This is a genomic window from Flavobacterium quisquiliarum, assembly GCF_019308285.1.
Lineage (GTDB): Bacteria > Bacteroidota > Bacteroidia > Flavobacteriales > Flavobacteriaceae > Flavobacterium > Flavobacterium quisquiliarum.
Window position 1 is genome coordinate 74,564 of the sequence record NZ_WWEM01000011.1, and the last position, 21,284, is coordinate 95,847.

General features: G+C 33.8%; 18 protein-coding genes. 9 read left to right on the forward strand and 9 right to left on the reverse strand.

Going from position 1 to position 21,284, the window contains the following annotated elements:
* Nucleotides 1-5: 5 nt before the first annotated feature.
* The 4 genes from mutY to gldD are packed head-to-tail and all read left to right on the forward strand — an operon-like array spanning nucleotide 6 to nucleotide 3,412.
* Complete coding sequence (gene mutY / locus GSY47_RS03365) at nucleotides 6-1,052, forward strand: A/G-specific adenine glycosylase (protein ID WP_179003187.1); 1,047 nt, start codon at nucleotides 6-8, stop codon at nucleotides 1,050-1,052.
* A 35-nt stretch (nucleotides 1,053-1,087) separates the two neighbouring features.
* Nucleotides 1,088-1,528: a single-stranded DNA-binding protein gene (locus tag GSY47_RS03370; RefSeq protein ID WP_091493726.1), complete on the forward strand. Its 441-nt coding sequence runs from the start codon at nucleotides 1,088-1,090 to the stop codon at nucleotides 1,526-1,528.
* A 26-nt stretch (nucleotides 1,529-1,554) separates the two neighbouring features.
* Nucleotides 1,555-2,859 carry a gliding motility-associated protein GldE gene (locus GSY47_RS03375; RefSeq protein WP_179003186.1) on the forward strand — a complete coding sequence of 435 codons (1,305 nt, stop codon included), beginning with the start codon at nucleotides 1,555-1,557 and terminating at the stop codon, nucleotides 2,857-2,859.
* A complete protein-coding gene (gldD, locus tag GSY47_RS03380) occupies nucleotides 2,852-3,412 on the forward strand; it encodes a gliding motility lipoprotein GldD (RefSeq protein WP_179003185.1) in 561 nt (186 codons plus the stop codon). Before GSY47_RS03375 ends, gldD begins: the two co-directional genes overlap by 8 nt.
* Nucleotides 3,413-3,467: 55 nt before the next feature.
* Here gldD and GSY47_RS03385 read toward each other — a convergent pair whose 3' ends face one another.
* The gene (locus GSY47_RS03385; protein WP_109191690.1) at nucleotides 3,468-3,845 is read right to left on the reverse strand and encodes a heavy-metal-associated domain-containing protein; all 378 of its coding nucleotides are present in this window, start codon (nucleotides 3,843-3,845) and stop codon (nucleotides 3,468-3,470) included.
* Between the two features lie 101 nt (nucleotides 3,846-3,946).
* On the opposite strand from GSY47_RS03385, the gene GSY47_RS03390 reads away from it, so the two are divergent.
* On the forward strand, nucleotides 3,947-4,813 hold the full coding sequence (locus GSY47_RS03390; protein ID WP_179003184.1) for a DMT family transporter: 867 nt from the start codon (nucleotides 3,947-3,949) through the stop codon (nucleotides 4,811-4,813).
* A 245-nt stretch (nucleotides 4,814-5,058) separates the two neighbouring features.
* On the opposite strand, the gene GSY47_RS03395 is transcribed toward GSY47_RS03390, so the two are convergent.
* Together GSY47_RS03395 and GSY47_RS03400 are read right to left on the reverse strand one after the other, a co-directional pair.
* The gene (locus GSY47_RS03395) at nucleotides 5,059-7,107 is read right to left on the reverse strand and encodes a M16 family metallopeptidase (protein WP_179003183.1); all 2,049 of its coding nucleotides are present in this window, start codon (nucleotides 7,105-7,107) and stop codon (nucleotides 5,059-5,061) included.
* A gap of 12 nt (nucleotides 7,108-7,119) precedes the next feature.
* Nucleotides 7,120-8,442 (reverse strand): M16 family metallopeptidase, encoded by a 1,323-nt coding sequence (locus tag GSY47_RS03400; RefSeq protein WP_179003182.1) that lies wholly within the window; start codon nucleotides 8,440-8,442, stop codon nucleotides 7,120-7,122.
* A gap of 273 nt (nucleotides 8,443-8,715) precedes the next feature.
* Here GSY47_RS03400 and rplU point away from each other — a divergent pair, with 273 nt between their 5' ends.
* The 3 genes from rplU (at nucleotide 8,716) to GSY47_RS03415 (ending at nucleotide 10,854) form a co-directional block, all read left to right on the forward strand.
* On the forward strand, nucleotides 8,716-9,153 hold the full coding sequence (gene rplU, locus GSY47_RS03405; protein ID WP_091493706.1) for a 50S ribosomal protein L21: 438 nt from the start codon (nucleotides 8,716-8,718) through the stop codon (nucleotides 9,151-9,153).
* A 24-nt stretch (nucleotides 9,154-9,177) separates the two neighbouring features.
* Nucleotides 9,178-9,438, forward strand: coding sequence for a 50S ribosomal protein L27 (gene rpmA, locus GSY47_RS03410; RefSeq protein ID WP_012023622.1), 261 nt, complete (start codon nucleotides 9,178-9,180; stop codon nucleotides 9,436-9,438).
* Nucleotides 9,439-9,558: 120 nt separating this feature from the next.
* Complete coding sequence (locus tag GSY47_RS03415) at nucleotides 9,559-10,854, forward strand: hypothetical protein (RefSeq protein ID WP_246611250.1); 1,296 nt, start codon at nucleotides 9,559-9,561, stop codon at nucleotides 10,852-10,854.
* Nucleotides 10,855-10,951: 97 nt separating this feature from the next.
* On the opposite strand, the gene GSY47_RS03420 is transcribed toward GSY47_RS03415, so the two are convergent.
* The gene (locus GSY47_RS03420; RefSeq protein ID WP_179003181.1) at nucleotides 10,952-13,711 is read right to left on the reverse strand and encodes an AsmA-like C-terminal region-containing protein; all 2,760 of its coding nucleotides are present in this window, start codon (nucleotides 13,709-13,711) and stop codon (nucleotides 10,952-10,954) included.
* A gap of 51 nt (nucleotides 13,712-13,762) precedes the next feature.
* Nucleotides 13,763-14,344, reverse strand: coding sequence for a tRNA-(ms[2]io[6]A)-hydroxylase (gene miaE / locus GSY47_RS03425; protein WP_179003180.1), 582 nt, complete (start codon nucleotides 14,342-14,344; stop codon nucleotides 13,763-13,765).
* Nucleotides 14,345-14,458: 114 nt separating this feature from the next.
* Between miaE and GSY47_RS03430 the strand changes: the two genes are divergently transcribed.
* Nucleotides 14,459-15,700: a glycosyltransferase family 4 protein gene (locus GSY47_RS03430; RefSeq protein ID WP_179003179.1), complete on the forward strand. Its 1,242-nt coding sequence runs from the start codon at nucleotides 14,459-14,461 to the stop codon at nucleotides 15,698-15,700.
* Nucleotides 15,701-15,741: 41 nt separating this feature from the next.
* Here GSY47_RS03430 and GSY47_RS03435 read toward each other — a convergent pair whose 3' ends face one another.
* The 4 genes from GSY47_RS03435 to GSY47_RS03450 all read right to left on the reverse strand — a co-directional run bounded on the left by GSY47_RS03435 (nucleotide 15,742) and on the right by GSY47_RS03450 (nucleotide 21,282).
* Nucleotides 15,742-16,620: a helix-turn-helix domain-containing protein gene (locus GSY47_RS03435; protein WP_179003178.1), complete on the reverse strand. Its 879-nt coding sequence runs from the start codon at nucleotides 16,618-16,620 to the stop codon at nucleotides 15,742-15,744.
* A gap of 95 nt (nucleotides 16,621-16,715) precedes the next feature.
* The gene (locus GSY47_RS03440) at nucleotides 16,716-17,246 is read right to left on the reverse strand and encodes a carboxymuconolactone decarboxylase family protein (protein WP_179003177.1); all 531 of its coding nucleotides are present in this window, start codon (nucleotides 17,244-17,246) and stop codon (nucleotides 16,716-16,718) included.
* A 456-nt stretch (nucleotides 17,247-17,702) separates the two neighbouring features.
* A complete protein-coding gene (locus GSY47_RS03445) occupies nucleotides 17,703-19,550 on the reverse strand; it encodes a hydrolase/aminopeptidase (RefSeq protein WP_179003176.1) in 1,848 nt (615 codons plus the stop codon).
* Between the two features lie 91 nt (nucleotides 19,551-19,641).
* A complete protein-coding gene (locus GSY47_RS03450; RefSeq protein ID WP_179003175.1) occupies nucleotides 19,642-21,282 on the reverse strand; it encodes a pyruvate dehydrogenase complex dihydrolipoamide acetyltransferase in 1,641 nt (546 codons plus the stop codon).
* Nucleotides 21,283-21,284: the final 2 nt, after the last annotated feature.

Sequence of the window (21,284 nt, forward strand, 5' to 3'; positions counted from 1 at the left end):
TTCGAATGGATTTTTCTAACATATTGATAAAATGGTATTTACAAAACAAGCGTGATTTACCGTGGCGAAAAACGGTCGATCCGTATAAGATTTGGCTCTCAGAAATTATGCTTCAACAGACAAGAGTTGCACAGGGAATGCCATATTTTTTTGCATTTACCAAGGAATTTCCTACTGTAAAAGATTTAGCTGATGCGTCAGAAGAGAAAGTTTTAAAACTTTGGCAGGGTTTAGGTTATTATTCAAGAGCCAGAAATCTTCATAAAACGGCTCAGTATATTGCTTATGATCTTAATGGCATTTTTCCGGATTCTTATAAAGAACTATTAAAACTTAAAGGTGTTGGTGAATATACGGCTGCAGCAATTGCTTCTTTCTCCTATAATGAATCAGTTCCTGTGGTTGACGGTAATGTGTTTCGTGTATTATCCAGATACTTCGATGTGGAAACTGATATAGCCCTTCCGTCTGCTAAAAAAGAGTTTACTGCTTTGGCAAATGAAGTTATGTCTAAAGATAATTCGGCGATATTTAATCAGGCTATAATGGAGTTTGGTGCCTTGCAATGTGTACCCAAAAGTCCGAATTGTACAAAATGTGATTTTAATGAAAGCTGTGCGGCTTTGCAAAAAGGAAAGGTAGATCAGCTTCCTGTAAAGTCTAAAAAGGTAAAAGTAACCAACCGCTATTTTAATTATTTAATTTTAGAAGATGTTTTAGGGAATACTTTAATTCAAAAAAGAACAGAAAAAGGCATCTGGCATAATTTATACGAATTTCCACTTTTAGAAACACAATCTATTGTTGGCTTCGATGTGGTTTCAAAAATAGCCCAAGAAGAATTATTTTCATCATATACTATTATAGGTATAGAAGAGTGTAGTGAAGCTACGGTTGTTCATAAACTTTCGCATCAACATCTTCATATACAATTTTGGAAAATTAAAGTGAAAGAAAAAATTGAAAACGGAATTAATACAGAAAAATTAAAAACATTTCCTTTTCCTATTGTGATTTATAATTTTATAGAAAAGCAGGAAATAAATTGCTAAAAAAATGTATCTTTGGTAGAAATACCACCTAAACTATGAACGGAACATTAAATAAAGTGATGCTTATTGGCCATTTGGGCGATGATGTAAAGATGCATTATTTTGATGGAGGGAACTGCATCGGACGTTTTCAGCTGGCAACCAATGAGGTGTATATCAATAAAACGACCAATGAAAAAATAACTTCCACAGAATGGCATAATTTGGTTGTTCGTAACAAAGCAGCGGAAATCTGCGAAAAATATCTTTCGAAAGGAGATAAAATATATGTGGAAGGTAGAATTAAATCTCGCCAATGGCAGGCAGAAGATGGAACTACTAAATACACAACAGAAATTCAGGTAACAGAGTTTACTTTTTTGACTACCAAAAAAGAAACTGCTCATACCAGACAAAATCAAGAGGCAGAATCAACAAAAAATACTAACTTTGATGCTGCTAATGAAGGGCTTCCAATTAATGATCTGCCTTTCTAAGTGATGTTTAACTAATCTTATGCAATTTGGACCCGGAGCCCAGTTTACTTTTCTCTACCAATCTAGACACTAATTTAATTATTGGCTTTGTCGGAATATTTATTTTGTTATTTCTTTCAGCCATAGTTTCAGGTGCTGAAGTTGCACTTTTCTCTTTATCTCAGCAGGATATCGACGATACTTTAAACGATAATCAGGCAAAAGGTAAAATTATTTCCAATCTATTAGATAAACCTAAAAAACTCTTAGCGACATTACTAGTGGCTAATAATTTTTTTAATATAGGAGTTGTTATTCTCTTTGCTTACATTGGCCGTAGTATTTTTGCAGGTGTAGGTTCGGCAGCGCTTAAATTTACTTTAGAAGTGATTTTGGTGACTTTTCTGATTTTATTGTTTGGAGAGGTTTTACCAAAAGTTTACGCAAGCCGAAACAGTAAAAGTTTTGCAAAACGTGTGGCTTATCCTTTGGCATTTTTAGATAAGGTGCTTTCGCCTATAAGTCTGCCAATGCGTTCAATCACTATCTATTTTCAAAATAAATTAGGAAAGCAGAAAAGTAATTTTTCAGTCAATCAACTTTCTCAGGCTTTGGAACTTACGGACTCGGAAGGAACATCTACAGAAGAACAGAAAATTCTTGAGGGAATTGTTTCTTTTGGAAATACCGATACAAAGCAGGTAATGAGTCCAAGAATTGATATTTTTGCATTGGAAATATCAGAGACATTTCCAGAAATTTATCCAAAAATAATAGAAACAGGTTTTTCAAGAATCCCAGTTTATCGCGATAATATTGATCAGATTGAAGGAGTACTTTTTGTGAAGGATTTGCTTCCTCATATTGATAAAGAAGAATTTGACTGGGCGTCTTTAATTAGAGAAGCTTTTTTTGTCCCGGAGAATAAAAAACTGGATAATCTATTGAAGGATTTTCAAAGTCTAAAAAGCCATTTGGCAATTGTGGTTGATGAATATGGCGGAACATCAGGATTAGTTTCTTTAGAAGACGTAATTGAAGAAATTGTAGGTGATATTAGTGATGAGTTTGATGATGAAAACTTAAACTTTTCTCAAATTGATGATAATAATTTTCTTTTTGAAGGAAAGATAAACCTGAAAGATTTCTATAGAATTGTAGATGTTGATGAAGATGTTTTTGAATCTCATAAAGGGGAAGCCGAAACATTGGCGGGATTTATTCTAGAGATTTTAGGTAATTTTCCGAAAAAAGATCAAAAAGTGCCTTTTGAAAACTGTATTTTTACAGTAGAAACAGTAGATAAAAAGCGCGTAAAACAAATAAAAGTAACAATTAATAAAAATGTTTAATAGAATACTTTCGATAGTAACAATTTTACTTGCGCTAACAGTTATAAGCTGTAAAAATGATGTTGTGCCAAAGCCGGCAAGTTTTCTGCGATTGGATTACCCCGAAGCAAAATACATGAATTTTGAAAATAACTGTCCGTTTACTTTTGAAATGAATGAAGATGCAATTATTAAAGGAGAAAAAGAATGTGGTTTTGCAATTACTTATCCAAAGATGAAAGCGACAATTTATTTGACTTACAAGCCTGTAAATGGCAATATTGAAAAATTACTTAGAGACGCTCAAAAGCTGACTTACGAACACGTTATTAAAGCCGATGATATTTTAGAACAGCCGTATTTAAATCCGCAGAAAAAGGTTTACGGAATGTTTTACCAAGTTGATGGAAATGCTGCAACAAATTCTCAGTTTTACGTTACCGACAGTACTAAACACTTTTTAATTGGTTCAATGTACTTTTACGCAAAACCAAATTTTGATTCGATTATGCCAGCGACAAGTTATGTTAAAAATGATATGCAACGTTTGATGGAAACGTTGAAATGGAAATAAAGAAAAATAAAAAAAGGATCCAATTTGGATCCTTTTTTATGATGTAATTTCAAATTTAAGACTTAAAATTCGAAACTTTATATGTTTTTCCGTCTCCAGTTTCTTGAACCACTTTTGTTAAAGATTCTGAGTTTTGGATTGTTTTATCAAAGCTTACTGTTGCTGTTTTTTTATCAAAATCGACAGTTGCTTTTTCAACTCCGTCTAGATTGGCTAATTCTTCTTCGATTGTTTTAGCACATCCAACAGCACAAGTCATTCCGTCGATTGTAAAACTTGCTGTTTGAAGGTTTTCAGCAGCAATTGGTTTGTGTTCTTTTGGAGCGCTTTTTTCTGCATTTACAACTTGAAGACTTTTATCTTCTTCTTTTTTACAGCCAACGAACACTAAACCAGCGATTGTTGCAGCGATTAAGATTTTTGAAATTTTCATTATATATAAATTTTAAATTGCTAATTAATTGTCTGCAAAATTAATAAAAAGAGAGCCGTCAGTTCCTAAAATAATTACAAATTTGCAGTAAAACTTGATCTATGGAAACAAAACAGTTAAAATGGCTGTATTTAGCAATTCTCTCTCTTATCTGGGGAAGTTCTTTTATTCTGATAAAAAAGGGATTAATTGGTTTAACTGCGATTCAGGTTGGTTCCTTCCGAATCATTTTTGCGGCATTGTTTTTATTGATTTTTGGATTTAATAGTTTGCGAAAAATTTCCCGCCAGCAGTGGAAATATGTAGCTATAACTTCTCTTTTCGGGACTTTTATGCCTGCTTATCTTTTTGCGATTGCAGAAACGCAAGTGAATAGTTCTATTGTGGCAATTTTAAACTCTTTAACGCCTTTAAATACATTAATTTTAGGAATAATAGATTTTGGAATTCAGTTTCAAAAAAGACAGGTTTTAGGTGTTTTTATTGGTCTTGTTGGTTGTCTGTTGTTGGTTTTAAGCGGGGATTCCTCAAGCGGAACGCAAAATTATCTCTATGTTTTGCTGGTGGTTATTGCAACGCTTAGTTATGCCATTAATGTAAATTTGATTAAAAAATATCTGCACGATTTAAATTCGATAAGTATTACAACAGGGAATTTTGCAGTGCTTTTTCTGCCGGCATTAATCATTTTAAGTACAACCGATATTAGCCAGAAAATACATTTTGCAGAAACACAACATTCTATATTTTTTGTGATGATTTTAGGGGTTTTAGGGACTGGAATTGCTAATATTCTTTTCTTTAAATTAATTCAGATGTCATCGCCTGTATTCGCGACTTCAGTAACTTATTTGATTCCGATTGTTGCTTTTTTCTGGGGATTATTAGACAATGAAATGCTGACGCCTATTCAATCGGTTGGTGCTTTTGTTATTTTGATTGGGGTTTATTTGTCAGCTAAGAAATAAGATTTTTCTATAGTTATAGATAAAGTTTGTCATTTCGACCGAAGGGAGAAATCACACGAGCAATTCGACAAAGATTGGCTACATGTAATGTGGAGTTTATATTGTGATTTCTCCCTTCGGTCGAAATGACAAACTTTGTGGAATAGTTTAATAAAAAAGCTTTGTCAAAGTTTTAAACTTTGACAAAGCCTTCAAAAATCTTAGAGTCTTAGTGTCTCAGTCCCGATAGTTATCGGGATAGCATCTTATAAAAAATCTTTCTCAGAAACCCCTTCGTTGATTTTAATATCAGACATTTTGATGTCTAATTCGAAACCAACATTTTGAATTAAATTAAAAGGAACTTTTACGCCTTTTACTTCTTTATAATCATTGAAGTTTGTGATTTGTGTCGCTGATTTTCCACCTTGTTCGCGAAGTTTAGATTCAGCTGTTTTTAGGCCTGATTTAACATCGTAGTAATAAGTTGTTTTGCCGTCTTTAATAACATAAGCATCGCTTCCGTTGATTGGTTCGATTCCTTCTACTTTAAGATCGGTTCTTTTTACAAGCTGTAACTCTTCAAAAGGAGCAGCGTTTGCTTTCATTTCAGCTAAATCTTCTCCTTGAAGGTCTTTTCTCTGGCCTTGCTGTTCGATATAAGCGCCTTTTTCATTTACAACTTGTTTCATTAGATTCATGGTTCCCATAGAAAGCGAAACCATCATTTTTCCTTTGGAATCTAATTTTGATGTAAAAGTCAATGGAGTAGGAGCTTGCGGAATAGTGGTTGAGCCGTTCATGTAAAGCGTTTTAACAGCAGAAACTGCTTTTTCTCCTCCAATTGCTTTGATGTAATTTTCAAAAACCGTTTTAGCAGTTAAATCTTTCGGAGCTTCTTTTTTAGTTGAAGGTTTTTCAGTAGGATTTCCGTATTTGTCGAAATAGGAAATTGGAATTTGAAGTTTTTCTAAGCCAGCAAGAACATCGGAACCTTTTCCAACGATTACAATTCGCATATTGTCCAATAAAAAGTATTTGTTGGCAACGCGGTAGATATCATCAGCAGTAACATTGTTAATGGTCTGAATGTATTTTTCGTAGAAATCAGCTGGTAATTTTTCGGTTTCAATATTTAAAGCATAACGAGCAACAGCCTGTGGTTTTTCAACCTGCATTACAAATCTTCCAATATAACCTGCTTTTACATTTCTTAAAACTTCTGGATCTACTCTTTCAGTGCGGATTCTTTTAATTTCTTTAATAAACTGAACAACAGCGCTGTCTGTAACCGTATTTCTAACAGCTGAATTAGCCTTAAATTTAGTGACATATTTCCCGCTTCCAATGTTTGAGCTTGCACCATAAGTCCAAGCGTGTTGTTCGCGTAAATTCATGTTTAGATAACTGTTGAAATCACCTCCCAAAATTTGGTTTGCAATTACAGCAGGGAAAAAATCTGGATCGCTCATTTTTAAATTGACGGTATTTACCAATGAAATTTCAGATTGAACTGCATTTGGAACATCTACAAAATCAATTTGTAATTTCGAAGGGTTAACTGGATCAGGATAAGTGTTTTTTGGCGCACTTTGTTTTTTCCATTTGCTGAATAATTTTTCAACTGAAGCCTTTGTTTCTTTAAATTTAATGTCTCCAATAATTACTAAATAAGCGTTTTCTGGAACAAAATGAATATTATAGTTGTTTTGAACATCTTCTAATGTCACATTTTTCACAGTTTCTTCAGAAAGATATTCTCCGTTTGGATGATTTTTCCCAAACGCTAATACATCAACAACTCTATTTGAAATTGCAGGAACACTTTTCTCGTCTGCTTTAAGGCCTTCAAGTAATTTCGCTTTTTCTTTGTCGAATTCTGTTTGAGTGAAATTGGGCTGTAAAGCACCTTCGGCCAAAAGTTCTAAAACTCGTCCAGAATATTTTGATAATGAACTAGCGTATGCACCTTGTGAAGTGAAATTTATATTAGCTCCATAAAAGTCAATTTCTTCATTGAAAGCTTCTTTGGTTGTTTTTTTAGTTCCGTTTCCAATTAAACTGCTGGTTAATTCGTCGACACCTTTTTTGTTGCCTTCGGTAAATGGTGCATTGTCTAAAGTAAGCGTAAAACTTACTCTTGGTAATTTATGATTTTCAACAATCAAAACTTTCATGCCGTTTGCCAAAACAAAAGTCTGCGGTTTTTTGATGTTGACTACTGGGGCGTTTCCTGGTTTGGGTTGTGGACGATCTTGTGCTTGCATAATTCCAGTTAGGAATAAAAGGATTAAAAAAGTATATATTTTTTTCATGATTCGATATTCTTAGTTTTGAGATTTAGGCGTCGGAATATAATCTAAAATTAAGCGCTGATTTGGATTCAAATATTTTTTAGCAACTTCTCTAATTTCTTCTCTGGTTATAGAATGGTAAATGTCAATTTCTGTATTAATTAAATTTACATCGCCATAAAGCAGGTAGTAAGAAGCTAGATTTTCGGCAATTCCTTCAACACTTGCATTAGCATTTACATAATTGTTATCGAATTTGTTTTGTAGTTTTTCGTAATCTTTTTCAGAAATAAGATCAGTCTGAATTTTTACTATTTCTTCGTCTATTTCTTTTAAGATATCAGCAGTTGTATTTGGAGCCATTGGTAAACCATATAAAATGTATGTTCCGTAATCTTCCTGGCTGAAACCTACAGCGCCAATTTGTAACGCCATTTTTTTATCATCAACTATCTTTTTGTAAAGTTTAGAGCTTTTTCCATCGCTTAAATAGGAAGATATTAAGTCTAAAACTCTAGCATCTCTTGTTTTCATTGAAGGCGTTCTGTATGAAGCCACAATCATTGGTATTTGAATGTTAGGGTCTTCGTAAGTAGCTTTAATAGTTTGTGTGATTGGTTCTTCAGTAAAAGTTTGTTTTTTAACTTCTTCGCCTCTCGGAATTGGACCGAAGTATTTCTGAATCCATTCTTTTGTTTTTGCTTTTTCGAAATCTCCAGCAACCACTAAAACGGCATTATTAGGAGTATAGAATTTTTTATTAAAAGCTTGGAATTCTTCCAGAGTTGCTGCATCCAGATCTTTCATAGATCCAATAGTCGTCCATCTGTAAGGATGATTTTTGAACATGTTTTTCTTAACCTCCGCCAGGATATTTCCGTACGGCTGGTTGTCATAACGCATTCTTTTTTCTTCTTTTACCACTTCGTTTTGAGTGTCAACCCCGACCTTATTAATAATAGGATGCATTAATCTTTCAGATTCCATCCATAAACCCAATTCTAAACTGTTGGAAGGAAAAACTTCATAGTAGTACGTTCTGTCGTCTGATGTGTTCGCGTTATTAACTCCTCCGTTTGCAGTAACGATTTTCATCCATTCGCCACGTTTAATGTTTTGTGTTCCTTCAAATAATAAGTGTTCAAAGAAGTGTGCAAATCCAGTTCTGTCAGGACGTTCGTCTTTTGATCCCACATGGTACATTACTGATGTAATGACAACAGGAGCAGAAGGATCGTTGTGTAAAATAACATGCAGACCGTTGTCTAAATTGTATTCTTCAAAAGCTACTTTTTGAGCATGAGCTACTCCGCCAAGCATTAATGCAGCACTTAACATCATTATTGATTTTTTCATAAAGATTAATAATTTTAAATATCAAACAAGAGTAGGTTGACTAGAGTTGATTTTAGTTACATCAAAAATAGTTTTTTTTAATTATCAATTGCAGTTTTGTTTATAATTAGATGGTATTTTAACAGTATTTTACTTTAAATAAAATGTTTTTCGGTCATAAAACTGCTTGATATACAGTGTTTTTTGAGAATGAAATATTTTTGCTTCTACAGGTTGCATAGTAAATTATTAGTTGTATATTTGCAACCTTAAAATTCAATAAATCAATTTGATATGTATGCAATCGTAGAGATAGCAGGGCAACAATTTAAAGTAAGCAAAGACTTAAAGGTTTATGTTCACCGTTTGGCTAATGAAGAAGGTTCAAAAGTTACTTTTGACAAAGTTCTTTTATTAGATGATAACGGAAATGTAACTTTAGGCGCCCCAGCTATAGAAGGTGCTTCAGTAGAAGCTAAAGTGTTACAACACTTAAAAGGTGATAAAGTTATCGTTTTCAAAAAGAAAAGAAGAAAAGGATACAAAAAAAGAAATGGTCACAGACAATATCTTACACAAATTGTAATTGAAGGTATTTCTGCAGCAGGAGGAACTAAAAAAGCAGCAGCTAAAAAAGCAGTTGTAGCAGAAGAAGCAGCTACTGAAGAAGTAGAAGCTCCAAAAGCAAAAAAAGCAGCTCCAAAAGCAAAAAAAGAAGCTACTAAAGAATAATAACAATATTTAAACTCATACGTCATGGCTCACAAGAAAGGTGTCGGTAGTTCGAAGAATGGTAGAGAATCAGAATCAAAACGTCTAGGCGTTAAGATTTATGGTGGACAAGCTGCTATTGCTGGTAACATCATCGTTAGACAAAGAGGTTCAAAACACAATCCAGGTGAAAACGTTTACATCAGTAAAGATCACACTCTTCACGCAAGAGTAGCTGGAGTTGTTAAGTTCCAAAAGAAAAGAGATAACAAATCTTACGTTTCTATTATCCCATTCGAGGCATAATAATCACAAAGATTTACTTTTTATAAAAAACCCGTTCAGAAATGATCGGGTTTTTTGTTTTTAATGATTTTGATAAGACTTTAAAACTTACATTTGTTTTGCCTCTTTAAATAAAAAAGTTTGAAAAAGATTCTATTATTGTTTTTGTTGTGCTGTCTTGGCGCTTATGCAAATACTCCTTCAGAAAATATCGTAAGTCATTTAAGTTCATTAAATGAAAAACAGAAAAATACTCTGTATGAATTTGAAGTTTTAAAAAGGAACGGCTGCAAAACAGATCAGTTTTGGCAGGAAAACAAAAATCAATTTCCGAGCCTTGATGTTAAAACTAGGGATGAATTAGCAAATCAGATTTTTGAAAATTCCACTATTGTTTATAAGCCTCAAAAAAATTCCACTGTTCAAATTTGGATGCAGACGCAATTGCTGACCAACTGGATGTTTTATTTGTCGGCTTTTATAGCCATTTGTGCTGTTATTGCGCTTTTTAAAAAGTATTGGAGTTTATTAATTGGGTTTCTTCTTAAGCGTTTAGAGCCTGTTTTAAGGTATTTGTTTTCTCCTTTATTATTGACTTGTGAATTGTTGACAGTTGGAATCGCTTGTGTATTTTATGCAGTTTCTATTGAAGATTTTGTAGTGCGAACCGTAATTATTCATTTGGGATTATTCCTGTTATGGAGTCAGTCTACAGCTTTGTTTACTAAAGAATATTGGGTAAAAAAATATGTTTTAGAAATAGAAAATAATTTCTGGGGAAAAGATCCGTGGGAAACCATAAAAACAATATGTCTGCCAGCTGTTTTGGTGACATTGGCTCTTTCTTATGTTTTGTATAAAGTTCCTGCCGATGTTTTTTATAATTATGAAATTGTAGTTTCGGGAATTGCTTCTATTTATGCATTGCCTTTTTGGCGTACTTTAGAAAAATATATTTATCCAATTTTATTCCCTTTTAAAAATGAAGGTTATAGAGCAAGAAGCATCAATTCGCTTGGTGCCTGTACTGTTATAGCGGTTATTTTAACTATTGTTCTTGTATTGCAATGGAATGCTATTTTTTGCAATGTTATTGCAGCATTCGTAAGTTTGGAGATTTTTTCATTTCTGATTTTATCCTCAAAAGAGAATCATAAGTATAATTTAGGGAACTATTATTACTTGCAGTTTGTTACCGTTCTTTTTCTTGTATTGGCTTTTTTATATAGTTATCAGATACATTCAAACGAAATAATGTGGTTTTCGTTAATAGGGAGCTGTCTGTTTATAATTCTAAAATACCTGGAAATTTTCTCTTTCTTTTCGAGTTGGAAAAGAGGGAATTCTTGGGCTTGGAAATTATTAGGACTTGCGGCTTTACTGTGGGTTTTAGGGCAAGGAATTTTATATTTTTCTAAGCTGATATTTGAAATTTGATTATCTGTAAAAGAAAAAACCTTTGTCAAAGTTTAAAACTTTGACAAAGGTCAATAATTATTATTTCGGATGATTTGAAATTTGGAATTTTCAAATTTTATTCCTCTGTATCTTTGGTTTCTTCCAAATCCTCAGTTTTACGTCCCACTTTGACTTTAGGATTATCCTGAGTTCCTGTAACTGTTAAAGGAATTCCAAAAATACCTAATGGAGGAAGTCCTAAGCGCATTTTTAAGTTCAGTTTTCCGTCCAGACTTGTTGTTCCTTCGATTCTTGGTCTAAAACCAGCAAATTTAAATTTAAAACGATCTACAGTTATAATATTGTTCTTAACTGTAGTTTTTATATCTACTTTTGAAAGATCTGGATTTTTCATTTTTTCAGAACTGGTTTGTTTGCTGACTGCATTAAACATTTTCAGTCCACGGACTTTTACATCTTTTACAGAAAGCGTTCCGCCTCCAACAAGCGAAGGATAAACAGGTTCCATTTTTGAATTTAAACGTCCTTTTAATTTGTAATCTAAAGAAACAATTCCTTGTGCTTTTTCTGCTGCACTGGCCATTTTTCTAAAAACTTCAATTTCATTGTAAGCTCTTTTAATGTCAAAATCATTAGCTTTTATTGCGTAGTCAAAATTGGCTTTTTTAGTTGTTACGGCTTGGTAATTGGCAGTCATATCGACTTTACAGCCAATTAAATCAAAACCAGTGTTCTGCATTGTCAGTTTTCCTTTGTTCATTTTCAGGTTTCCAATGGCTTTGTTCAAGGTCAGTTTATCAAAATTTACTTTTTGGGCATTTGCCAATAATTGTAAATCTAAGTTTGTTGGAATAACAATAACGCCAGTTTCGTTTGTCTGTGTTTCTTTTTTCTGAGCAGGGTTTTGAGTCTGTGTTACAGATGTGCTTTCTGGCGCATTAGACATGAATTCGTCAATATTGATATATCTTGAAGTCACTTGAAAAGAACCTCTTAAAACGCCTGTATTTGTAGTAACATAATTAATAACGTTCTGCAAATAACCGTTCATTTTAAAATCAGACTGTCCGTAAGCGGCTAAGAAATTATTGAACGACATTTTATCCTGATTGATTTTGAAAATCCCTTCTTTGATAACAAATTTCTTTGGAAGAAATTCTGAGGCAATTCCGATATTTCGCAATTCAAGAGTTCCCTTATTGTATAATTTGCTGTAGTTCCCGTTTTCAGCATCGCTTTGTTTTCCTTTCAAAACCAAATCGGCTTTTATGAAACCATCTAAATCAAGCCCTTTTTGCGAGAAAACTTTATAGATTCGGTTAACATCCAATTCACCTTTTGCTTTTACATCATAAGTCAAATCATCAAAATTGCTTAGATCGGCTTCAACAAAAACAGGTTTTCCTTCAAAAGTAAATTGAGTTGGTTTTAGGTTTACTTTCAAATCCTGAAAAGTTCCTTTTTGATTCTCAATTTTAGATTTGATGGTAATATTCGTAATCGGATTTGGATAATAAGGTGTTTTTAAATAACCATTTTCCAAGTTAATTGTACCATTCGTTACCGGAAAACGTTTGTTTTTCTGGTCAAATATTCCGTTTGTTTTGATGTCGCTTACTAAAGAACCTTTTAGTTTTATATCAGGAATTCCAAGTGCGTTAACTAGTTTTTCAAGATCAATTTTAGCTTTAAAATCACCGTTAATATCCGGTGTATTTACACCTTTAACAATAAACTTCGATTTTAAATAATCCTGATTGATATTTAAAGATAAATTTTGAGCATCAACAATTACTAATTCCGGATTTAAAGACGGAACTTTTGTTTTGATGTCTAAATTTAAATTAGAAACCGGAAATGCACTTTTGTTATAATTGACAAATCCATCGTTTATTTTTACGTCTAAATTAAGGTCAGGAGCAATATTCTGTGATGTAATATATTTTCCTTTTAAAGTAAAAAGAAGGTTTGTATTTCCTTTTAATTCAGTTTGAGCAAGCCAGGTAATGTATTTTGGAGGGAAAGCGGTAAAAACGTCGTACAACTTGCTGTTGTCCGATTTAATTACAAAATCCATATTGTAACCATCTTTTAAAATGTCAAATTTCCCTTTAAAATCGACCAAAAGCTGATTGATTTTTAGGTTATTCTGCTGAAAAAAGAACGAAAGCGAGTTGATGTTTACTTTCGTAATCAAATCGGCATCAATCTTTTTGTTCATTAAATACGGTTCATCTTCATAAACGATATTTAATTTTTCGATTTTGGCTTTCGAATACAAATCAAAAACGGCTTTGTTTAAATCTCCTTTTCCTAAATAATTAAATCCAAAAGCATCAAAATGAACTTTTGTCGATTTATCGTCATAAATAATTTTACTGTTTAAGATTTCAATTCGCTCCAGTTTTAAAGCTGTATCACTACTATCTTTAGTCTTTGAAGCTTGTTCCTGAGATTTGTAAACGTTGTAATTTGCTTCTCCATTCGGATTCACTTTTACGTTTATGAACGAATCCGATAAGTAAATCTGATCGATTTTTACTGATTTACTGAAAATCAAACTAGCAACGTTAATTCCAAAAGAAACCTCTTTCGCTGTGATAAATTTTTCGTTTTTGTATGGAGCCGAACCATTAAGACTTAAATTGTCTAATGTTAAAGTTAAAGAAGGGAAATGACGGAAAAAAGAAACTGAAACATCAGAATAATTAAGCTCTGCGCTTAATCTTTCGTTAGCTGTTTTCTTAATTTGTTCCTTAATCTGATCTTCAAAAACGATAGGCGTTAAAAATAGTAATCCTAAAAGAACAGCTAAAGTGATTCCGGTATACTTCGCAATTTTTAATACGATTGATCTGGATTTACTTTTTTGCATAACGAATTGTGGGTGTTAAAGTGTAAAATGACGTCAAAAAACGAGTATAATTTATCCGTGTACGGTTTCACTTTTACCATAATTGGTAATAATAGAACCTTCATATTCAATCCATTCTTTCCATCTTTTATCAATATCTATATTGTCTTGATATTTTCTGGCGAATCCTAGAAAAGTAGTATAATGTCCTGCTTCAGAAATCATTAAATCGCGATAAAATTTCGCTAGTTCTGGATCTTTAATGTTTTCAGAAAGGACTTTAAAGCGTTCGCAGCTTCTGGCTTCAATCATGGCAGAAAATAATAAGCGGTCAGATAACGCGTCTCTACGGCTTCCGTCTTTTTTCATGAATTTAAAAAGTTCATTTACATAATGATCTTTTCTTTCACGGCCTAAAGTAAGTCCGCGCTGTTTTATGATATCGTGAACCATCTGAAAGTGCTCCAGTTCTTCTCGAGCAATTACAAGCATTTCGGTTACCAATTCTTCTATTTCAGAATTGTAAGTCACAATACTAATCGCGTTTGAAGCTGCTTTTTGTTCGCACCAAGCGTGATCCGTTAAAATTTCTTCAATATTTGACTCCACAATATTTACCCAGCGAGGGTCTGTAGCTAATTTTAATCCTAACATAATTTCCAGGCATTTAGATTTTGCAAAATTAGTGTTTTTTTACGACCGAATTTCAGGAAATTGGGTGCAAATCCGCGGAAAAAAGTATTATTTTGTAAGTTGAAACCAATTACAATGAATCAGCTAAAAAAACTTTTAATTATTGGGTTTGTCTGGCCTGAGCCAAAGTCTTCTGCAGCAGGCGAAAGAATGATGCAGTTGATTTCTATTTTCAAAGAAAATGGATTTGAAATCACATTTGCAAGCGCAGCTCAAGACAGTGATTTTATGATTGATTTAGCTGAATTTGGAGTAATAAAAAGAAGTATCGAACTCAATTCTTCCAGTTTTGATGATTTTATAGCAGTATTAAATCCAGATGTTGTTTTGTTTGATCGATTTATGATTGAAGAACAATTTGGATGGAGAATCATTGAAAACTGCCCAAAAGCAATCCGGATTTTAGATACTGAAGATTTACATTGCTTAAGAACAGCAAGACAAAAAGCTTTTAAAGAAAACCGAACTTTTGAATTGATTGATTTATTATCTGAAGAAGTAGCAAAACGAGAAATCGCCAGTATTTTAAGATGTGATTTGTCTTTGATTATTTCAGAATTTGAGATGAATATTCTCGAAGATGTTTTTAAAATAAACAAAGAGTTACTTTTTTATCTTCCTTTTTTAGTGGATAAAATGAATGAGGAAGAGTTATTGAAATTGCCTTCTTTTGAAGATCGTAAAAACTTTATCTTCATCGGAAATTTTCTTCATGAACCGAATTGGAATACCGTTCAACATTTAAAAGAATCAATTTGGCCATCTCTTAAAAAGAATTTTCCAGAGGCAATTTTGGAAGTATATGGCGCATATCCCTCTCAAAAAGTATTGCAATTGCATCAGCCTAAAAATGGATTTTTTATTATGGGAAGAGCGGAAGATGCCAATGAAATTGTCAAAAAAGCAAGAATTGTTCTCGCACCGATTCGTTTTGGAGCAGGTTTAAAAGGAAAATTACTAGAAGCCATGCAATGTGGAACACCAAGTATAACAACTTCAATTGGTTCAGAAGCGATGCATTTAGATTTGCCTTGGAATGGTTGTATTGAAGATAATCCCGAAGTTTTTGCAAAAAAAGCAATAGAGCTTTATCAAGATGAAAATCTTTGGAAAGAAGCTCAGAAAAATGGAGTTGAAATCATTAATAAATGTTACCAAAAACAGGATTATTCAGATAAATTAATTTCATTCACAAATTCACTTTTAATAGATTCTGGAAGCCATCGTCTGCATAATTTTATGGGAAATTTGCTCCAGCATCACGCTTTTAAAAGCACGATGTATATGTCAAAATGGATTGAAGCGAAAAATAAGTAATCAGTAACAGTTTGCAGTAATCAGCAGACTGCGACTGAAAACTAAGCTTCCATTTTTCCAAATCCTACAGTTTCACGATAAATTTGAGGCGAAACATCAGCATTTGTTTTAAAGAAACGGCTGAAATAATGTTCATCATCATAGCCCAATTCGTAAGCGATTTCTTTGACTGTTTTGTTGGTTAAATACAATTCTCTTTTGGCTTCAATAATGATTCTTTCCGCAATTAAATCGGTTAAAGTTTTGTTGAAATAATTCTTGGATAATTTTGCCAATGCTTTTGGAGAAATATTGAGTAATTCAGCATAATTTCCTGCTGAATGTTTGGTTTTGAAATTCAGTTCAATTGCATCTTTTAGATTTTGAAGAATTACAGGCTCTTTAGAATCCGGAACCGATTTCATTTCTTCCAATTGTTCTGTTTTTAATCTTGAAGCTGTAATTAGAAAGATTTTCAAGTAAGAAATAAGCAATTCATATTGTGCCAATTCTGCATTCTGAATTTCAGCTTTCATCTGATCAATAACCATTTTAAAAGTCTGAGAGGCCTGTTCTGTAACCTGTACATAAGGAGGCTGATAGATATTGTTGAATAAAACGCCATTACACGAAACCTCTTTTTGATGCATGTGAATGCAATAAAAATCAGAATGAAAATGAATTGCAATTCCTTCAATTGGTTCATTTACACAAAGCATAAAAGGCTGGTAAGGTGAAAAGGCGAGAAGTGTGTTTTCTTCAAAATGATGTTCAGCAAAATCGGCTTTTACTTTCCCTTTTCCTTTAGTTATCCAAATCAAAGAATAATAATTGTTTCGCTGTAAATGATCGAAATAGCTGTTGTCCTCAAAAGGAAGAATTTTGAAAGCCAAATTGCCATTCTGCGGATTGATTAAAGTGAAAACATTTTGAGAACTCATGTGTTTTGTTTTTAAAAGCATAAAGATAGCTATGAAATAAATCCACCGCTATCTTTATAAATTGTTTTTTGTTATAGTGAATGCGTGATTCTTGATTAAACTGTAGGAAAGTCTATTTCAGTATTTGCTACATTATTAAAGTAGTTTGTCAGCACATTTAAAGCTACATGACCAATAGTTTCTGCAATTTCAGCATCAGAAACTCCGGTATTTTTGGCGTTGTTTACATCTTCGTCATTTACTAAACCGCCTTTTCTGATTAATGTTTTAGCCAATTGTAAAATCGCTTCTGTTTTAGCATCTGTAGAGTTTCCTGTTCTTGCCGCGTGTAAAACTGCTGGATCTGCTTTTATCAATTTTTCTCCGATAAAAGTATGAGCTGCTAAACAGTAATCACAAGAGTTGCTTTCTGAAACTGCTAATGCAATTAATTCGCCAGTTTTTGCACTTAATTTTCCGTGGCTTAATGCGCCGCTTAAGTTCAGATATCCTTCCAAAACCGCTGGAGAATTCCCCATTGTTCTCATCATGTTTGGTACAACGCCTAATTTTGCTTGAACTGCGTTAAATAAATCTTTAGTTTTTCCTGTTACTTCTTCTGGGTTTAATGCTGTTAATCGTGCCATCGTATTTAATTTTTTAATGTTATTATTAGTTGTTGTCTTTTGACATTACAAAGTTGCGACGATTGCAGATTTTAAAACATGGAGAATGTACGCTATATGATGGATAATTTTCCCTGAGTTTTTTTGATGAAGAATTATCTTGGTATTTCGATTTCTATAATAAAGTTTTTTAGGAGCTAATCCCGCTATCCGTTCCAATCTTTTGTGCCGAACCCCGGCACAAAAGGATTTCCACTTCTATCGGGGCTAGGACACTCGGTTTCAAAAGAGTATTTTCGTCTAGTTTGTCATCCTGACGAAGGAAGGATCTCCGCAAGTAACTCCATAAAGATTGTCGATTCTCATTGCGGAATTTCTATTGCGATTTCTCGTCTCTCGAAATGACAAATGATTGTCAAAAAAAAACAGGTTGTCCTTTTAAGGATAACCTGTTTTTAATAATATTCTTGAAAAAAACTATTTCAAAACTCCTTCAACAGCCTGAATAGTCGTTGCATGATAACCAGATTTTGCTTTATCAAAAACCTGTTTTGCCCAAACTTTTCCTTCAGGAGTTTTAACCATTTCTTTATAAAGCATCATTACAGATCCAGTTCTGCTAATTCCTATCAAAAATTGCTCAATGGCAGGATAAGCTGGTTTGTATTGATGAATTAATGCCTGAACAAACCATTGACGTTTGATAATGAAATTACCGCCTTTTGTAAAGTTGAATTCTTTATCAATTGCCTCCATTTCTTTTGCTGTAATATCAGCTGGGAGATGGTCAATAAAATGCTGTTTTTCGGCAGTAGTTGTAATTTTTTTGCTTAAACCTGCAATGCCAGTTTCTCTCCAGCTTTTTTGGATTTTATTAATCGCATCAAAATCAGCTGAACTTACAGGAGTTATGTTTGATGGAATTCCAGGTTTGTAAATCCAATCTTCCAATTTGATTTTGTCTGCTAAAGTTTTGTCTCCTTTGATAAGATTTTCGTTTAAATATTTAACAAAATCTTCTGTCGTAATCGATTTGAAAGCGTGTGCATCAAAATAATTTTTGATAAAAACATCAAATTTTTCACGTCCAACAGCGTTTTCAATAACTCTCAAGAAAGCATACCCTTTTACATAAGGAATCATACTGATTCCGTCATCAGGATTTCTTCCAGTCAAACTCACTTTTAGTCTTGTATCTGGACTTGTGTCTCCATATTCCGCAACATTATCAACTAATTCTTTGTTGGTGATAACATTTTGCATGTCAAATTCTTTCTTTCCAAAAATAGCTTCTCCAATTCTGTGTTCAACATAAGTAGTAAAACCTTCATTTAACCAAATGTCATCCCAAGTTGCGTTTGTAACTAAGTTGCCGCTCCAGCTGTGGCCTAATTCGTGCGCTAATAAACTTGTTAGAGAACGATCTCCAGCAATTACTCCAGGAGTTAAAAAAGTTAAGTTTGGATTTTCCATTCCGCCGTAAGGGAAACTTGGAGGCAAAACCAAAACGTCATAACGTCCCCAACGGTAAGGGCCGTATAATTTTTCAGCAGCTACAACCATTTTTCCTAGTTCAGCAAATTCATAGGCCGATTTTTTTAGCATTGATGGTTCTGCATAAACTCCTGTTCTATTGTCGATTGCTTGAAATTCGATATCTCCAACTGCAATTGCCATTAAATAAGACGGAATTGCTTTGTCTTGTTTAAAAGTATAAACACCAGTATCATTTTTCTTCTGCGGATTTACAGCACTCATAACCGCTAATAAATCTTTAGGAACCGTAACTTTTGCATTGTAGGTAAAACGAACTCCCGGAGAATCCTGACACGGAATCCAGGTACGTGACCAAACACTTTCTCCTTGAGAGAACAAGAAAGGTTTCTTTTTGTCTGCCGTTTGTTCTGGTTTTAACCATTGTAATGCTACAGCGTCTTTAGTAGTGTTGTAGTAAATGTTTACTTTGGTTGTGTTTGGCTCGATGGCGATATGAAGCGGTTTGCCGTGAAATTCAGTGTCTTTTCCAAGTTCGAATTTGGTTTCTTTTTCTTCATCACCTAAAGTAACTTTTGTAATGTTTAAAGTGTTTTCGTCGAAAATAATTTCGTTTCCTTTGCTGATGTTATCAATTGTCCAAGATGCTTTTCCTGAAATCGTCTGTGTATCAAAATCAACTTTGATATCAAGATCAAGATGTTTTGCAACGGCAAGTTCTGGTTTAGAGTAACTGTGTTCGTCTATAACAGCAGTAGTTTTTTCTGTTTGCTCTTTTTTCTGGCAGGCAATTGCTGTCAGAAACAAAGCGAAAAGAATTAGTTTCTTCATTTTGTGAGGTTTTGAATTTGAGGATGAAAATTAAACAAAAAATCCCGCTTTGAATAAACAAAACGGGATTTAATTATAAAATTAACAACGATTACGCCAACATAGTAACTGGGCTTTCGATGTATTGTTTTAATGTTTGTAAGAACTGAGCGCCAGTTGCACCGTCAATTGTTCTGTGGTCACAAGCTAATGATAACATCATTGTGTTTCCAACTACGATTTGACCGTTTTTAACTACTGGTTTCTCAACAATTGCACCTACAGAAAGGATAGCAGAGTTTGGTTGGTTGATGATTGAATTGAATTCAGTGATACCAAACATACCAAGGTTAGATACTGTAAAAGTACTTCCTTCCATTTCTTGTGGTCCTAATTTTTTGTTTTTAGCTCTTCCCGCAAGATCTCTTACTGAGCCACCAATTTGAGATAAACTCATAGCGTCAGTAAATTTCAATACAGGAACAACTAATCCGTCTTCAACAGCTACAGCAACACCAATGTTTACGTGGTGGTTGATGATGATGGCATCTTCTCTCCAAGTAGAGTTGATTTTTGGGTGTTTTTTCAATGCTAAAGCACAAGCTTTGATTACCATATCGTTGAAAGATACTTTTGTATCTGGAACGCTATTGATAGCGGCTCTAGCCTGCATAGCTTCGTCCATGCTTACTTCAATCACTAAGTTGTAGTGAGGTGCAGTAAATAAAGATTCAGCAAGACGTTTTGCAATAACTTTACGCATTGAAGAGTTTTTAATCTCTTCTGTGTAAACTTCTCCAGCAGGAACAAATACTTTTGGTGCAGCAGGAGCAGATGCTTCTTGTTTAGCAGCAGGTGCTGAAGCGTTGGTCTGTGTTTGCGCAGATGGAGTAAAGTTTTCGATATCGCTTTTTACGATACGTCCGTTTTCTCCAGATCCTTTTACTTGGTTTAATGAAATTCCTTTATCAGAAGCAATTTTCTTAGCTAAAGGCGAAGCTAAAATTCTTCCTCCGTTTGAAGTTTCAGCAGGAGCTTCTGTTGCTTTTTCAGCAGCAGGAGCAGTTTTTGTTTCTTCAGCAGCAGGAGCACTTGCAGTTGCAGCGCCACCAGCAGTAAAGTTATCAGCAACTCCAGTAATGTCAGTTCCCGCAGGCCCAATGATAGCTAATAAGCTATCAACAGGAGCAGTGCTTCCTTCTTGAATTCCGATGTACAATAATGTTCCAGCATTGAAAGACTCAAACTCCATTGTAGCTTTGTCTGTTTCAATTTCTGCTAAAATATCTCCTTCAGCTACAGTATCACCCACTTTTTTCAACCAAGTTGCTACTGTACCTTCCGTCATTGTATCACTTAAGCGAGGCATAGTTACTACTATAACTCCTTTTGGTAATTCAGCTGCTTTTGCAGGAGCAGCAGTTTCAGTTTTTGCTTCAGCAGCAGGAGCATCCGCTTTTGGAGCTTCGGCAGCAGGAGCATCTCCACCAGCTAAAAGAGCAGAAATATCTTCTCCTTCTTTACCAATGATGGCTAATAATGAATCAACAGGAGCAGTTTCTCCTTCTTGAATTCCGATATGTAAAAGAGTTCCTTCGTTAAAAGATTCGAACTCCATTGTTGCTTTGTCTGTTTCAATTTCAGCTAAGATATCACCTTCGCTTACTTTGTCGCCTACTTTTTTAAGCCAAGTTGCTACCGTTCCTTCTGTCATAGTATCGCTCAAACGAGGCATTGTTACTTTAATCGCCATGA